The sequence below is a fragment of the Barnesiella sp. CU968 genome, from assembly GCF_905219685.1.
Taxonomy (GTDB): domain Bacteria; phylum Bacteroidota; class Bacteroidia; order Bacteroidales; family Muribaculaceae; genus Lepagella; species Lepagella muris_A.
This window is the reverse complement of the sequence record NZ_CAJMXD010000029.1, coordinates 1-15,824: the sequence shown is the minus strand read 5'-3', so window position 1 is coordinate 15,824 and position 15,824 is coordinate 1. Positions and strand designations below refer to the sequence as shown.

Here is a 15,824-nt window from a genome sequence, read left to right as displayed (position 1 = left end):
CTCTTCGACTCGTAAAAACACCTCATAAAATCCTCTCAATGAACCTCACAATTAAATTTAAACAGTTTCTAAGAAACTTAAACAGCTTCCAAACTGTTTGAGATAAAAAATATTCATGGCATACGGGAATTAAAGACTGCTCCCGTATGCCATGAATATTTTTTACATTCACACCAAAGATGATTCTCCTAATCCGGCACTCTGCCAAACATTATGAAAGTCCGGATATAGTATGGCGTATCTATTCTTGAAACTATCACACCCTTCTTTGTTGACGCATGAACAAAACACACATCGTCTATCATTATTCCCACATGAGATATCTTCTCCGGATCATGTCCTGTAGCGAAAAACACAAGATCTCCGGGCTGCACCTCCCCTTTTTCCAAAGGTAAGCAAAACTCTGCCTGCTTTGCAGAGTTTCGAGGCAACTTTTTCCCGGTTACATCCTCATAGACCCTAAGCACCATTCCGGAACAGTCTGTGCCTTTCTTCTTGTCACACTTTGCATATGCATATGGTGTGTCTACCCATGACAATGCCTCCTTTACTATTTGTTTCTGCGATTCCGTAGCATTAATATTCTTAATACTTAAGGACTCTTCGCCATGCACACGATTGCTTTGACTGCCGGCTTTATGCGAAGAATGACAAGATGTGGAAAATATCCCTATTGTGACTGTCGCGAAGCACACTAATAAGACTGTTCTTATATTCATTTAGAAAATCTCAGGTTTTTAAACAAGCTCTTAAACTGTAAGCAGCTATTGGAATCAATCATACATCAATATTCCGTTTATTCCGGACAACAAATTTAATAAGAATTTATGAGAAAACAGCAATCAAGTCAAAGAAGAACTGAAATGGACGCGCCCTTGTATCGCATTACATTGTGCATTTTATCAGTTGCGGATTACAAGCATATAGCCGAAGCCTCGCTGATTGATGATGGATATAGAGGGGTCATAGCGTAATGCCCGGCGTAGTTTGTGGATGTATCCGTGTAGAGAGTTGCGGTTGCTCGGTTCATCGCGCTGCCACACGGCAATCATCAGTTCTGAGGCATCGACAGTCCTGCCGATATTGATTGCCAGACGTTCAAGAATCTTGGCTTCAAAGTGAGACAGCTCTGTCTCTTTGTCGCCAAACGCCAGTGTTTGGGTCGTTACGTTAAACGTGTATAATCCAATTGCAAACTGCATGTCCTCTGTGCGGTTGTCACCATATCTTCGCAGCAGGTCTTTTATCCGCACTATCAGTTCGCGGAGTTCAAAGGGCTTTTTAAGATAGTCGTTGGCTCCGATTTCAAAACCTTGCTCCACATCATCTATTGTGCTTTTTGCGGTGAGGAATAGCAATGGCACTGTCGGCGACAATTTCCTTATCTCCTTCGCCATTGTGAACCCATCCATTTTGGGCATCATGACATCAGCCACTACTATATCGGCACCCTCAGACTTGAATTTCTCAAGCCCTTGAATGCCATCGGCTGCCGTAATAACGTCATAGCCTTGACCTCGCAGAGTGTCAGCAACAATCAGCGTCAGGTCTTCCTCATCTTCTACAAACAATATTTTATTGCTCATTTTTGTTGAATTTAATAGTGAACACTGAGCTTTTTCCTTCCGTACTCTTGACCTCAATGGACCAGCCCATTTTGTCAATGATGCCCTTTACATAATATAGTCCTATGCCATACCCGCGGACATCCTGACGGTTGCCGTGCGGCACACGGTAAAACTTATTGAACAGATAGGGAATGGATTTTGACGGAATACCGATGCCGTTATCTCTGACGGAAAGTTCATTGTTGTCGCCGGATATACTTATCTCAACACTCTCGTCGGAGTATTTGATTGCATTGTCAATCAGGTTGTTCAGTACATTTGCCAAATGCGTCGTATCAGCTTCTACGACTATATTGTCAGCCACGTTCACATTGATGGTTATATCCTTATCGCCTCTCATACGCTGGGCGGCGGCAATTTCTTCTACAAATTCGCGTAACTGTATATCTTCAGGTCTGAGTTTCATAGTTTTTCGACGTTCCATACTCATTGCAAGGATATTCTCTACAAGTTCGCCAAGTCGTTTCAGCTGCTTGTTTGCAATCGTCAGATACTTTGTCTTTTTGTCGGGGTCATTGGATGTGTCGTAATTGAGCAGAGCATCGTTGGCTGAATATGCTATGGCAATAGGCGTTTTCAACTCATGGGTCATATTGCTGACAAAATCATCTTTCATCTCCTCGATGGTGCGCAACCTCGACACTGTACGGAACAGGTACCAAAAAGCAAGAGAAAAGGCAATCATAAGAAGGAATACCGTAATAATGATTCCAAACATCTGCGAAAGTATATGGCGGGTCAGTGGAGTCATATATGCCTTGTAATATATACCCTCGTCAGAATTGATATTGAAGCTGAATGAATCTAATCCTAATTCTCCGTTTAATTTTGGATTGCCGCATATCACGGAATCGTTGCTGTTGACAACTTCCACACATAAAAATTCCGGATAGATGAACCTGTTGGAAAGTTGATTATATAAGACGCTATCCATAACCGCCATATCGTAAGGGATATATTTATCCATTATAGCGTGAAATTGTCGGCTCATAGCATCAACCATCTGATTGGAATAGGACGAGTTTTCAGATAACATCGCACGCTCTTCAATAACAGTTCCGTCAGCTTCAGTCCGGACTGATATGAGTTGACCGTTTTCATCTTTATATGTTGATGCTTCTGCTTTTCTGGGGGCATTATACTCTTCAATGTCTTCCTGCATTTGTACATTTGATGCCAATGCCTGCGCCCTCCCTGCCCGATACATTAGGTCGTCAATATCTGCATCGGCCAAAGCAGTCATCACATCGCGTTCGACATTACTTCTTATAGAATTATACAGACTTACGAGATAATAGACATTGCAAGTAAAAATCGCGGCAATGACAACGATAAATGTGGTTGATATGGTCTTAAAGCGTTTCATAACGCAAATTTACTAATAATCCGTCATACAATCGGCTCGACCTAATCCTATTTAAGACTAAATAAGGGAGCATTTAAGACTAAATAAGGTTGAGAATTATCTGCCAAAGACCATATGCCTGTAATTTTGCATCAAACAAAAACTAAACAGCTATGAGGAAATGCATATTATTCGCTTCATTCATTACGTTCATATCGGCTGTGGCTCAGACGGAAGCAACTGATACAATTCCTACCAGACAGCTCGATGAAGTTGTTGTAAAGGGAGAGAAACCACAAGTCAAAGGTAAGGACGGAATTATGGTAGTCGACCTCCCCGGAATAGTCAAGGACAAACCGGTTAACAATATTCTTGAAGCCCTTGGCTATATGCCCGGCGTCACGAACAATAACGGCATGATCTGGCTCGCCGGAGCCTCAAATGTCACTATTATTCTCAATGGTGAGCTGACTAATATGCCGCTCCAGAACCTTTATCAACTTCTCTACACCACTCCGGTTGACCGACTGAAGAACGTGGAGATTATGTATTCCGCTCCAGCCAAGTATCATGTCAACGGTGCGGTAATCAACGTGGTTCTGAAAACTCCTACGCCTCTCGACGGCTTGCAAGGACAGGTCAGAGCCGGATACAATCAGGCTCACTATGGTTCGTATGGCGGTGTACTTGCAGCCACTTACGCTATAAAGGACTGGACTTTTGACCTCAACTATGGACTAACGCGCAGTAAATCGTGGAGCCACGAGGAAACATGGTCGAATCATCTTTATAGCGGCAAACGAACTATGATTGAGGATGATATGCGCCGTATCGGTCAGAACTGGAGCAATACAATATTTGCTTCTGCTTCATGGAAAACGCTCAAACTCACTTATAACGGTCAGATAATTTCCGATTCCAAGAGCTGGGGACTCTCATCGGGGACGTTGGGTAACTACACAAATGCCTACAATATGCTGTCGCCTGTCGGTTATCATAATATAGCCCTGCGTTACACAGCTCCTTTCGGTACGACTGTCGGCGGTGACTATACCCGCTATTCCGAGAACCGTTCTCAGTCATTGTTTAAGGACACAGACTATATTCTTGGCTCTGAAAATCGTCAGGCGATAGACCGCTGGCATGTGTATGTAGACCAAGAGCATCAGCTCGGTAAGTGGCAGCTTAACTATGGTGCGGAATATCAGCATTCAAAAGACCACAGTTCGCAACATTATGCATTGTCCGACAATCCTGATTTCGATGATATTCTCAACGAAGATGTGGCAAGTCTTTATGTAGGCACACAACGATCATTTGACTGGGGGCTGTCATTCAATCTATCTGCAAAAGGAGAATATTATCACAATAAATATCAGCACAACTGGAATTTTATTCCTCAGTTCGGGGCGACTTACTACAAAACACCCAAAAGCATATTTCAACTGAACTTCAACACCCAACGCATATATCCCTCATATTGGGAACTACATGGCGGCACGAGCCATATAAACAACTACTCGACAGTAGTAGGTAATCCTGCCTTACAACCATATATCCAATATGATGCGCAGTTTAACTATATTCTGAGACATAAATATGTGGCAACGCTCTATTTTCAGTATGGCGATAAAACCACTGTGCAATTGCCATATCAATCGCCCGATGCTCAGAATCTGATATATCAGACCATCAACATGAACTATGAGCGTGTGGTTGGGCTAAATCTCTATGCACCTTTCGGCGTCAGCTATATATGGAATGCCACAGCCACAGCCAACGTAATGAACAGAAGGGCTAAGGCAGACCACTTCCATGACATCAGCTTTGACAATAGCAAATGGATTTTTTACGGCTCGCTTAACAACTCCTTCAAGTTCAGTCAGAACAGTCCTATTTCTGTGTCAGTGGATTTTAGCTACATCTCGCCTTCATTGCAGGGAATAGCCGACATGTCAGGAATATGGAGGATTGATGCAGGTGTCAAATGGCAGTTTGGAAAGAAACGCTGCTGTGAACTGGATCTGAAAGCAGACGATATATTCAACAAATGGTCGCCTACGATGACTATAAACCACGGCAGTCAGGACTATCGGATGAAAGTCCGTGATATGTCCCACAATCTCAAACTGACATTCATCTGGCGATTCAACGGCTTCAAACCCAAAGAAACAAACATTGACACATCGCGTTTTGGCACAGGAAAATAGACAAAGACTGGCAACCCCGAAGATTAATGCCGAGATTGCCTGTCTTACTAATGAATGGATTACTTCTCCGTTGGGTTGAAATAGAGGAAAGTTTCTTCTATGTGCCTGGATTTTTCGAGCTGACGGTTACGGTTCTTTATTGTGTCCAATACTCCTAATGGAGTCAAGGGATTCCTGCCAAAACCACTTAGATGGGTGGTCGAGAGGACTTTCGCATGGCTTGATTCATGCCACAGACTCGCCAGAAATTATGAAACAACCAATGAATCAGCTGAAGAAATGATTGATTTCGCCGCTATAAAATTTTTAATCACTAAAATATAGACAATCTCTTAGAAACCGGGATTGTATTACCTGCATATCAATCAATTGCATTTTATTTTACAATTTTTTTTAATTTTTTTGTGATATTCGATGCAAGATTTTTAATACTTCGTGATTTATTATAATGAACACTAACATTAAAATACAAATTATGAAGTTTAAATTTATGTATCTTATAGGGCTTGCTGTTGCAGCCATGCCTCTATTACAGTCTTGTTCGTCTGATGATGATCCGTTGCAGAACAGCTACACGGCTGTGGTAACGGTGGTGCCAATGTCTGACAATGGTTTTGAACTCAATCTTACAAATACGGAGAAACTGATCCCCTCAAACCTAAAGACCTCCCCTTTCAAAAACAAAGAGGTACGCGCACTCGTGAATTTCAGATATGATGACGAAACCGAAAAATCCACCTCTCGCAACGTGACCATCAACTGGATAGACAGCATCCGCACAAAAATGCCTGTAGTAAGCGCCGGAGAAAACAACGACGAGAAGTTTGGTAATGACCCTATCGAAATAGTTAAGGATTGGGTAACCATTGCCGAAGACGGCTATCTGACCTTAAGGATAAGGACAAAATGGGGGACTCCTTCTGCTAAACATGAAGTAAACCTTGTCAGCAACGTTAATCCTGAGAATCCTTATGAGTTTGAACTTCGTCACAACGCTAACGGAGACACATACGGTGAATTAGGCGACGCATTGATCGCATTCAATCTTAACGGATTGCCGAAACCGGAAGAATCTCCAATCAAGATAAAAATAAACTGGACATCATTCAGCGGCTCAAAGAGCACTGAATTTGACCTTACATTGCGTGAAGACAAATCAGATGCAAATTACACAGGAATTACTTATTCAAACAGGGTTCAATAGTTTTCATCTCTTAGAAAAACACTTACTAAACCTCATCGACCGCTAACTATAGAGTATGCCTGAGTTCAGGCATACTCTATTATCACAAACACATGAGAACATGTAGCGAGGACATACGCGAAGATAAATTAGCAGAGATGGCACGGCAGGATAATCCTGTCGCCATGAAAACCCTATATAATCGCTATGTAAGGTATCTTACAGCAATATGTTCACGCTATATCGATAATGAAGATGACGTAAGGGACGTGCTTCAGGATGCATTCTTGAAAATATTCTCATCCATTGATAAATTCACATATCTCGGAGAGGGTTCTCTAAAAAGCTGGCTTGCAAAAGTTACGGTAAATGAAACCCTAAGGTTTATTAAACGTAACGGACGATTAGATTTTGTATCACTCGAAAAGGAAAACATTGATATTGAAGACGATGAACCGGAATTAGACAACATTCCGATATCCGAGATACACAACATGATCCGTGAACTCAAACCCGGCTACCGCACAATCTTCAACCTATATGTTTTCGAAGAAAAAAGTCACAAAGAAATCGCATCAATCCTGAACATAAAAGAGAGCACATCTGCATCACAATTACACCGAGCCAAAGCGATATTGGCAGATAAAATCCGAAAGTATCAAACATTAACCCCATATGCACGATGAAAGACAATTGGCTTAAAGATTTACAAGGAAAGCTTGCCGATTATGAACGGGAAGCCCCTGACATGCTGTGGGAGAACATTGAAAAACAACTTCAATCACCCCGCCATAAACGTAACGCACACGTATGGACATGGAAAAAATATGTGGCAGCTGCCATTCTTTTACTTCTCATATGCTCCTCATATTTTTTAATAAGTCAAACGGATATTGACATGTCGGTAGACAACCACCTTGCCAACATTGGCACATCCAACATTGACATTAAAGAGCATTCCAAACCTGTTGCCACACATGAGGAAAGCAACGGAGTTGTTATGGAACAACATAATCAACCACGTTATAAGAACCACGCCATAACGGATAAAACTATTGCGGGAGTTAGCCACATTGCAGAAAATGCTGACACCATTTCGGAAGTTAGCGACCAAACCGACTCCCCTACCACCCCAACTGAAATAGAATCAACGGAAAAGAAAGATATTCCTCAAAAAAGGACAACATATAGAAGCGATATGAACGTATATAATCATATCGCCCAAAGCAATATGCATAATAATGAAAAGAGTCGTTTCTCAATGGGAATATACACATCCGGCTCACCGGATCATTCATCAGCCATGACGTCTCAAACAGCAATGGCAAGCAGTCTTGGTGCAGACAATGCCAATTGGGAAGACGACCCGAAACTCGGTATAATGCTCTTTAATAAAGGAAAAGCTACCAAACACAATGTCAAGCATCACCTTCCTGTAAGGACGGGGATATCATTTGCCTACAAGCTAAACGATCGCCTGAGCATCGAAAGCGGACTCACATACACCAACCTTACTTCCGACTTTAAGGAAGGCACCGACAATAATTATATAAACAACAGGCAAAGTTTGCATTACATAGGGATTCCGGTTAGCGTAAGATACAATATCTTTTCCTGGAAACTGATTGACATATATGGTGCCGCAGGAGTCCATGCCGAACAATGCGTCAAAGGGCAACAAAAAACCGACTACATCATCGAACAAAAAACCGATGTGTCGGAAACTTATAGCATTGACGAAAAACCATTCCAGTTTTCCGTCAATGCCTCAGCCGGCGTTCAGTTAAACGCAACATCATTAATAGGAATATACGCAGAACCTGGCGTAAGTTACCATTTCAAAGACAATTCAACATTGCAGACAATATATAGCGACAAACCTTTTAATTTCAACTTGAACATAGGCATACGCTTCACATTCGGTAAATAATTTTATCCTCCGCACTTCGTGTTTAGACGCTGTTAAAAAATAAATCCGTTTTTCTCGCTTAATGTAAATATAATATAGTATATTCGAACCCGGAAACATCGAAGTTGTTTAAACAGCTTCTTAAATCAAGAAACCATCATGATAACAAACCGGGAAGAAGTCCTCGCGAACGCCTTGCGGGTTTTCGCAAAAATGAATTACGAGAAAGCGAGTCTAACTGAAATTGCCAAAGCTTGCGGACTATCCAAAGCCGGACTGATATATTACTATCCCTTTAAATTAGATTTATTCATAGCAGTAATAGACAAATATGTATTCAGCATGCACTCAACAGCCAATAAATTCAGATTTACATACACATCCCTATCTGAATTTATTGACAAATATGTTGAAGGAATAAAACGGACCATGCATATACTCATATCGGTTTTAAAAGACGACGACAGGCAACCCGGATGCAGTCCTAATTTCTATTATTATAATCTGCTAATGCAGGTGCGCCAATATTATCCGGATGTCGAAAAAAAGATAGAATCACTATTTAATCAGGATTATACCGTCTGGGAATCAGCGATCCAATTGGCAAAAGACAGTGGTGAGATACGTCATGACCTAAACACTAAAGATTCAGCATTCCTATTCAGGCAAGCACTCTTCGGCCTCGCATATGAGCAATCCTTTTTATCAGGTCTTGACACAAAAATGTTAGTTCAAAAATTCAGGTTCATATATTCCTTATTAAAAAGTTGATTTTTAATAACTTATCCTTATTTGCATTATAATTTTATGGCTTACAATATCTATTATCCAGAATAAAACCAGCCACTCGGTTTGTTTTATTGTTTTTTTTCGTTAATTTTGCAGCAAACAAGTTAACAGGTGCTTAATTACACAATAGTTTTAATTCTCACTAACATTCTTTAAACAACATGAAAAAGACGTTGATCAAAACTCTCTTGGCAGCTCCATTACTCGCATTGTCAGCAACTTCGTGCAATATGATGAATCCGGGGCCCTTACCTGAAGACATAGTAGGAGACACTCCCGGCGAACTCCAATCAAAAATCGGAGATCTTCTTGACCAAGCAGGCACAGACTCCACCAGAGTTGAATTTGCAGAGATCACATCCACATTCCTTTACAAACCCGGTGACAACACAGCGCACGTTAGCATCCAGATCATTTCTCCTGATGATAAAAACCAGATGGAGCAGTATGACTGGAATGACATGAAAGACCGGAGAAATATGTATGAAAAATATGACCTTACGGTATCCACCATGGTCAGCAGCGATGTTGTTGATTCATATGAAGGTTATAAAGACATGCTTTTCACTTATAATGACATCAAGACATATCTTAACAACCTGCCCGGATATTGCAAGGAAGCACTCGAGGCATCCGGCTACAAGGACAAAGGTTATATAGACAACTTCACGATTTCGCACGACAGGGCTATCATCAGTGTCAAGCATAAAGACGGAGGCTTTTCCAAGACTTATGAAATATCGCAAGACGGCAAAGGAATAGTGATACCGGAATAAACAGACTACTCAACTATCGAAACATTAACTTATAAATCAAGGAGACGTGTCAGAACCGATCGGTTCTGACACGTCTCCTTGATTTATATATCCATTTCGGATACTTAAGTATAAACTTGCTTATTATATCTTCTTAATAGAGAAGACACGACTGTTAAGTCGGTTGAGCGTGAAGAGCGGAATACCTACCTGCATGAGGTATTCGCCGGAATATTCACCAATCTTGCTGTCATTGCCGTCTGTGCGGTCAATCTCAGTCACGGAATAACGTGCCGACGGGTTAAGTCCGTTCAATTTAACAGTCGACTCTGATTTAGCGATCTGCTGCTTGTAACGCGGATAAATATCGAATGTGAAAAGCACCGCGTCTCCATCGTTCTTGCCAACATACATTGTTGCGGCATGCTCTCCTTCATAGGGCGACACAAGTCGGTACTGGTCACCTTCGAGGATCACCGGTTTTAGCGAATTATAATTCTTGATCGCACGTTTGCAATATGCAACCTCGTCTTTCGACATATCGTCAAGCTTAAGGTCAAAACCGAGTTTACCCATCATAGCCACGTTCGTGCGGAATTTAACGGGAGTTGAGCGATTCCATGTGGTAACGTGCGCACAAAGTGTCTTGGCAGGGAAAATCTGAGAGAAACCCCATTGTATGTAGAGACGTTCTATCGGATCAGNATTGTCACTGGGCCAGAACTCAGTGAAATACTTCAACCCTTCATAATCGGAGCGTCCGCCACCGCCAGAGCACATCATCATAAGCAGATCGGGATATTTAGCTTGTATCCTGTCCAATACATTGTAAAGTCCCTTTACATAATCAACATACAGATGATCCTGATCCATTTTCTCATAATTGGAATAGATATTCGTGATCGGAGAATTGCAGTCCCATTTAAAGAATGCTATGTCCGGATACTTGGTCTTAAGACCATCAACGATATCAAACACATAATCCTGCACTTTAGGGTTACTTAAATCGAGAACCAACTGATTCCTGAAATAATATTCGTCACGATTAGGGAGCGTTATAACCCAGTCTTTATGCTTCTCATAAAGTTCACTTTTGGGATTTACCATCTCAGGCTCTATCCACAAACCGAATTTCACACCATTCTTTTTAGCCGCGTCAGTAAGTGCACCAATGCCGTTAGGAAGCTTATTCTTGGTCTCATCCCAGTCTCCGAGTCCCTGAGTGTCACTATGTCGCGGATACTTGTTACCGAACCAGCCGTCATCAAGAAGGAACATATCCACACCAAGTTCCTTTGCCTCTCCAACAAGGTTCACGAGCTTATTTTCGTCAAAATCAAAATATGTAGCCTCCCAGTTATTCAGCAATGTCATCCTGGTGTCATTACCCTTATAGAGTTGGTGATCCCTCGCCCAATCATGGAAATTGCGACTCGCCTTGCCCTGTCCTTCATCGGAAAGAGTGAAAATAAATTCCGGAGTTGAGAACGTCTCCCCTTTCTTAAGGATACGGCTCGAAGCATATGGATTGATACCGGATATTACACGGAGTTCACCCTTATGGTCAACCTCAAACGTAAAACGGAAATTACCTGTCCACCCCAAGGTTCCGACAAGCAAGTCTCCGGAATTTTCCTTAGCGGGAGAATCTATACCGAGTTGGAAGAAAGGTGAACAAAACATATTTGCACGCGCACCGAGTTTGGTGTCAAGCTGTTTGCGTCCATACTCAAGCTTTGTCTCAGACATATTCGCTTCAGAAGCCCAGTCTCCGTTAAACTGCGTGAGGTAATAATCGCCATTATCGAAATGAAGCATTGAAGACGCAAATTTCTCAAGCTTTATAGGTTTCTTTTCTCCATTGGTGATTGTAGTGTATGTCTTTATGATATCATGTTCCGGATATACGATGAAATATACATCCACATTGTCGGAATATTCCTTGTCGGAAAGGGAAATGACTGTCTGTTTAGCACCATCCGCAAGAGTCGCAGTCTTATGCCCGGTGTAAGTTAGCAATGTCGATGGATTCCCATCGGCATGCACTATATGAAGAGCCGGTTCATAGTAATCTTCCATCCCGCTTGTGATGTATATCTCCTGACCGTTAGGCATAGAAGCATAATCGGATGCATTTTTCAGTTTCTTTCCGAAATATTTCTGATACACACGCCCGTTGTCGGCTACATTATAAACCAAAGCGTTGTTATCCGTGCTGATTACGATATCTTCAGCATTGGCAGTAACCGCCACAAAAGGTAATAAAAATGCTAATTGTTTGAGTTTCATGAGTTATTTAGTGTATTGTTATTTATCAGTTGCGAAAGGTGCCACGGGAATACCATGACGGCTGTAAAGGTTGCCATTGGGAAAATCAGCCCAATCATAGCGTACGCAAACCGGTTTCTTCACCAAAGGTGAATACAATTCAAGGGTGCGACTGTCTGCCATTCGGGCAACAGCCTGATCGAAATCACCATCGGCATCACCGATAATGAAACCGAGAATGGCAACGGAAGTCGCAGTCAGGTCATCATCGAATTTAAGAACAATCTTGTTGCCCATCTTCTGCATGGAGATGCATTGCGGAGCCTTATAGTTTGTATCAAATCCATAATCGCGACCTAACGCAGTCAATGCAAGCCTATGTGCCACGGTCTGTTTGTCACGGGGATGTATATCCCCCGGATTACCGAGGTCGATAGCACTCACCATCGCCGTGTTGGGAAGCTGCAACGCCTTGCTTTGGGCATTGCGTAAAGCTGCCCATTCCGAATCCGGCTGCACGGAGTGCGGTGCAAGCCATCCGGCAAGTTGAACGAAATAGAACGGAAACTCCGAATCCCAAGTGTCTCTCCAATTATTAATCAACGATTTGAACAAAGTTTCATACTGTTCTGCCCTACCTACATTTGCACACCCTTGATACCATAGAACCCCCTTTATAGGCAAGTTACGCAATGGATGAATCATAGCGTTATACAGCACCGTAGGATAACTTGAGCCTTCTATAGAAGCCGGTTTCTTAGGCAGACTTGAAAAATCCACTCCATTGAGATAAGTCACGTCTTCATCATCTATGGCACCAAGCTTGAGAGTCATAGGCTTGCCTGCATCTTCTGCCGGGACATCAATCTCCTTCTGGACCCACACTATCCCGTCGAAACCATTGCCAAATCCGATCCTCTCAAAATAATCGGCAGGAAGAACATTGCCTGTCAGTTTATCTCCGGGACGGATCTCTTCTCCCCCCTTCTGGGCAAGTTTCATCCATACCCCCATCTCCTTCTCATAATTCTCCCTGAGACGCGAAGTATCAAACCCGCAACTCTCCATCGCGGAGAGTTCTCCCTCAAAACCGGGAACTCCTTTGAGAAAGCCATACGATGTCCACGCCTCGGCAGGAGTGCCACCCCATGTGGCATCAATAACCCCTACGGGCACCTTCAGGCTATCACGGAGTTCCTTGGCATAAAGATAAGCGATAGCGGAAAAATCCATAGTGTTTGGCGCCGCTTCTACCCATCCCCCCATATTAGTCTCGATATCATCCTGAGGGGAAAACGCAACTCTTTTTTTAACCTGTAACAATCTTATGTCGGGATTACGCGCCGTGGAAACAACATGGTCGGCATCCATCACGGATGTCCACCCATCCACCGGAAATTCCATATTTGACTGACCGGAACACAACCAAAGCTCTCCGGAAAGCACATTCCCGACTTTTACCTTACTATCTTTATCTGCAATTATAATCGAATACGGTCCTCCCGCATCGGGAGTATCAAGTGAAATATCAAATTTCCCTTCGCTGTCAGCCTTGACCTCACGTGAACGGCTATCCCAACCGGCAATAACATTCACTTTAGAACCGGAAGAAGCATGACCTGTGATTTTCATCACGCTATTGCGCTGCACGACCATATTGTCAGTAATATAATTCGGCAGCACCACCTTTGCCTGAGCAACAACAAAAGCTGTGGAAATAAGTAATAATAAAATAAGTTTATCCATGGTCACTGTTATTTTATTGCAAATTTACATATTATGAGACAATAAAAAACTGAAAAATCGCTTCAAATATTACAACAAACACACATTTTAACTCTATTTATAGTGCATTTATCCCTCAAAATCTATCATTTGAATTATTTCTTACACTTTTTGGAGAATTACTGACAAAAGCTCCAAATACATTAAAGAATTTTGTAACATCAAAAATTGATATATTGCGTAGACGGCAAAGGTTTTTAAGATAAGGCGTGCATGCGACCTCCTTGACAATTCCAACTTGAAACTGAACCAGATATGTTTCAAAGTAGGAATCCCCGATCCTTATTATTTCTCACGGCTCTTTTCAAAGCTTATGGGAATGAGCCCCCGCAATTTCCGGGGGCGAACCCGCACCTAACCTTAGACATTGTTTTGAGCCAGATCCCTCCTCTTTTCCTGGCATTGCTTCTCGAATGCTTTCGGAGTGATGTCAAACTGCTTGAAGAAAAGCTTGCTGAAATATGAAGGTGAAGAGATGCCGATCATTTCGCATATCTCCCCGATGCGGTAACGTCCGTCCTGGATCAGTTCAGCAGCCTTCTTAAGCTTGACCAAACGTATCAGCTCACTTGGCGACATATTGAAAATTGCCTTGATTTTCCTCAGTAAGTTCGAACGACTCATGGCAAGTATGTCACAAAGGCTTTCCACATTAAAATCCTCTTCCTGAAGATGCTCCGTGATAGCATCCATACATTTCTTGACAAACTCCTCATCTGCCTTGTTTGTCTGGATGCTGTCTACATTGAAAAATGGTTTCTTTGAGAAAGATTCCCTCTCCCTGCGTCGGTTTTCAAGCAACGACTTTACTGTCTGTGTAAGATATTTTATAGAAAACGGTTTGTCGATATATGCCTCTGCACCCATCTGAAGTCCGCGGACCTTGCTGTCAAGGTCATTTTTCGCGGTTATGAACACAATCGGTATTGACGAGAGATCCGGATCTTCTTTCACTCTCCTGCAAAGCTCCATTCCGTCCATCTCCGGCATCATTATGTCCGTAACCACGAGATCCACCCTTGACTTTTTAAGTTTATCCAAGGCAACGACCCCATTGCTCGCAGTGTCAATAATGAAATTTTTCGATAACTGGTCTCTGAGAAGGTGACGTATAGACTCGTTGTCTTCCACAACCAATACATGGTAGCCGCTGCTGCGAAGCTTGGTCTGATTGGATTCCTCATCAAGCACATAATTGTCTTTATCCGCATCTGCCACTGAAATATCTTCTTTCTCGGCATTACCCACAGGGAAAGTGAAAGTAAACGTATTCAGCAAGCTGTCATCATTATCCAACACAAGGTTGCCACCAAGCACGGCGGCAAGCTGACGGGCGAGTGGCAAACCGATACCGACACCGTTTTTTTTCTCAGCATTACCTTCACTCTGATAAAACGGCTCAAAAATCAAATTTCTCTCCTTTTCCGTTATCTTCGTCCCATCGCTTGAGACGCTAACGGCAACAATCCCTTCAGATTCTTTTAATACAACCCTTATATTTTTCGAGGCATATTTCAGAGCATTATTGAAAAGGTTGCTGAGTATCTTGGTTACCGCCTCTTTATCTGAAAAAACCATTAACTTTTCATTTGAGACATCAACTTCAAGATCCTTACCATTGAGATCCATAGCCGGACCGAAACGCTCCGCCGTCTCACTCACCAAGGCAGACATGTCAAAAAACTCTTTTTTGGTAATAAGCATATGCGAATCAAGTTTCCCGAAATCAAGGAGTTCGCGGCTGAGGTGAAGCAGTCGCCGGGTATTCTGCCTCATTACTTTAAGATAGTCAGAAGTCTTGGGGTCATCAATACCGTTTTCCTCAATTGCCTCCAGAGGGATGTCTATCAAAGAAAGTGGTGTGCGTATTTCATGGGCAATAGTCGTGAAAAACTCAACCTTGTCGCGATATAATTCACGCTCCTTTTCTGCAGCATATGCCTGCTCCCTTT

General features: G+C 42.4%; 13 protein-coding genes and 1 pseudogene. 8 read left to right on the top strand and 6 right to left on the bottom strand.

What is annotated here, in order from left to right:
* Positions 1–188 precede the first annotated feature (188 nt).
* From JX312_RS02350 to JX312_RS02340, 3 genes are all read right to left on the bottom strand, one after another.
* Complete coding sequence (locus JX312_RS02350; RefSeq protein ID WP_124030802.1) at positions 189–719, bottom strand: C40 family peptidase; 531 nt, start codon at positions 717–719, stop codon at positions 189–191.
* Between the two features lie 183 nt (positions 720–902).
* A complete protein-coding gene (locus JX312_RS02345; protein ID WP_204456900.1) occupies positions 903–1,586 on the bottom strand; it encodes a response regulator transcription factor in 684 nt (227 codons plus the stop codon).
* A complete protein-coding gene (locus JX312_RS02340; protein ID WP_124030806.1) occupies positions 1,576–2,994 on the bottom strand; it encodes a sensor histidine kinase KdpD in 1,419 nt (472 codons plus the stop codon). The genes JX312_RS02345 and JX312_RS02340 overlap by 11 nt, the downstream gene beginning before the upstream one ends.
* Positions 2,995–3,146: 152 nt before the next feature.
* Here JX312_RS02340 and JX312_RS02335 point away from each other — a divergent pair, with 152 nt between their 5' ends.
* The 7 genes from JX312_RS02335 (at position 3,147) to JX312_RS02305 (ending at position 9,840) form a co-directional block, all read left to right on the top strand.
* A complete protein-coding gene (locus JX312_RS02335; protein WP_204456899.1) occupies positions 3,147–5,183 on the top strand; it encodes an outer membrane beta-barrel family protein in 2,037 nt (678 codons plus the stop codon).
* Positions 5,184–5,324: 141 nt separating this feature from the next.
* The gene (locus tag JX312_RS02330; protein ID WP_204456897.1) at positions 5,325–5,507 is read left to right on the top strand and encodes a transposase; all 183 of its coding nucleotides are present in this window, start codon (positions 5,325–5,327) and stop codon (positions 5,505–5,507) included.
* A 151-nt stretch (positions 5,508–5,658) separates the two neighbouring features.
* Positions 5,659–6,387: a NigD-like protein gene (locus JX312_RS02325; protein ID WP_204456895.1), complete on the top strand. Its 729-nt coding sequence runs from the start codon at positions 5,659–5,661 to the stop codon at positions 6,385–6,387.
* Between the two features lie 92 nt (positions 6,388–6,479).
* Entirely contained in the window at positions 6,480–7,052 is a 573-nt protein-coding gene (locus JX312_RS02320; RefSeq protein WP_123405719.1) for an RNA polymerase sigma factor, read from the top strand.
* Positions 7,049–8,296, top strand: a complete 1,248-nt coding sequence (locus JX312_RS02315; RefSeq protein WP_204456892.1) for an outer membrane beta-barrel protein — start codon at positions 7,049–7,051, stop codon at positions 8,294–8,296. Before JX312_RS02320 ends, JX312_RS02315 begins: the two co-directional genes overlap by 4 nt.
* A gap of 138 nt (positions 8,297–8,434) precedes the next feature.
* Positions 8,435–9,046, top strand: coding sequence for a TetR/AcrR family transcriptional regulator (locus JX312_RS02310; RefSeq protein WP_123405722.1), 612 nt, complete (start codon positions 8,435–8,437; stop codon positions 9,044–9,046).
* Between the two features lie 179 nt (positions 9,047–9,225).
* Complete coding sequence (locus tag JX312_RS02305) at positions 9,226–9,840, top strand: hypothetical protein (protein ID WP_123405724.1); 615 nt, start codon at positions 9,226–9,228, stop codon at positions 9,838–9,840.
* Between the two features lie 123 nt (positions 9,841–9,963).
* Here the strand turns inward: JX312_RS02305 and JX312_RS02300 are convergent, their stop codons facing one another.
* Both JX312_RS02300 and JX312_RS02295 read right to left on the bottom strand, forming a co-directional pair.
* Positions 9,964–12,108: an alpha-galactosidase gene (locus JX312_RS02300; RefSeq protein ID WP_204456890.1), complete on the bottom strand. Its 2,145-nt coding sequence runs from the start codon at positions 12,106–12,108 to the stop codon at positions 9,964–9,966.
* 18 nt (positions 12,109–12,126) lie between these two features.
* Complete coding sequence (locus JX312_RS02295; RefSeq protein WP_124030812.1) at positions 12,127–13,833, bottom strand: sialate O-acetylesterase; 1,707 nt, start codon at positions 13,831–13,833, stop codon at positions 12,127–12,129.
* A 238-nt stretch (positions 13,834–14,071) separates the two neighbouring features.
* Here JX312_RS02295 and JX312_RS02290 point away from each other — a divergent pair.
* A pseudogene (locus JX312_RS02290) lies at positions 14,072–14,230 on the top strand (helix-turn-helix domain-containing protein); the annotation flags it as partial.
* Between the two features lie 2 nt (positions 14,231–14,232).
* Here JX312_RS02290 and JX312_RS02285 read toward each other — a convergent pair.
* A partial coding sequence (locus JX312_RS02285; RefSeq protein WP_204456888.1) for a response regulator occupies positions 14,233–15,824 on the bottom strand: 1,592 nt, incomplete at its 5' end.

Excerpts from the sequence above, each read along its gene's own strand:
- JX312_RS02350 (WP_124030802.1), bottom strand. The coding sequence starts at position 719 with ATGAATATAAGAACAGTCTTATTAGTGTGCTTCGCGACAGTCACAATA.
- JX312_RS02345 (WP_204456900.1), bottom strand. The coding sequence starts at position 1,586 with ATGAGCAATAAAATATTGTTTGTAGAAGATGAGGAAGACCTGACGCTG.
- JX312_RS02340 (WP_124030806.1), bottom strand. The coding sequence starts at position 2,994 with ATGAAACGCTTTAAGACCATATCAACCACATTTATCGTTGTCATTGCC.
- JX312_RS02335 (WP_204456899.1), top strand. The coding sequence starts at position 3,147 with ATGAGGAAATGCATATTATTCGCTTCATTCATTACGTTCATATCGGCT.
- JX312_RS02325 (WP_204456895.1), top strand. The coding sequence starts at position 5,659 with ATGAAGTTTAAATTTATGTATCTTATAGGGCTTGCTGTTGCAGCCATG.
- JX312_RS02320 (WP_123405719.1), top strand. The coding sequence starts at position 6,480 with ATGAGAACATGTAGCGAGGACATACGCGAAGATAAATTAGCAGAGATG.
- JX312_RS02315 (WP_204456892.1), top strand. The coding sequence starts at position 7,049 with ATGAAAGACAATTGGCTTAAAGATTTACAAGGAAAGCTTGCCGATTAT.
- JX312_RS02310 (WP_123405722.1), top strand. The coding sequence starts at position 8,435 with ATGATAACAAACCGGGAAGAAGTCCTCGCGAACGCCTTGCGGGTTTTC.
- JX312_RS02305 (WP_123405724.1), top strand. The coding sequence starts at position 9,226 with ATGAAAAAGACGTTGATCAAAACTCTCTTGGCAGCTCCATTACTCGCA.
- JX312_RS02295 (WP_124030812.1), bottom strand. The coding sequence starts at position 13,833 with ATGGATAAACTTATTTTATTATTACTTATTTCCACAGCTTTTGTTGTT.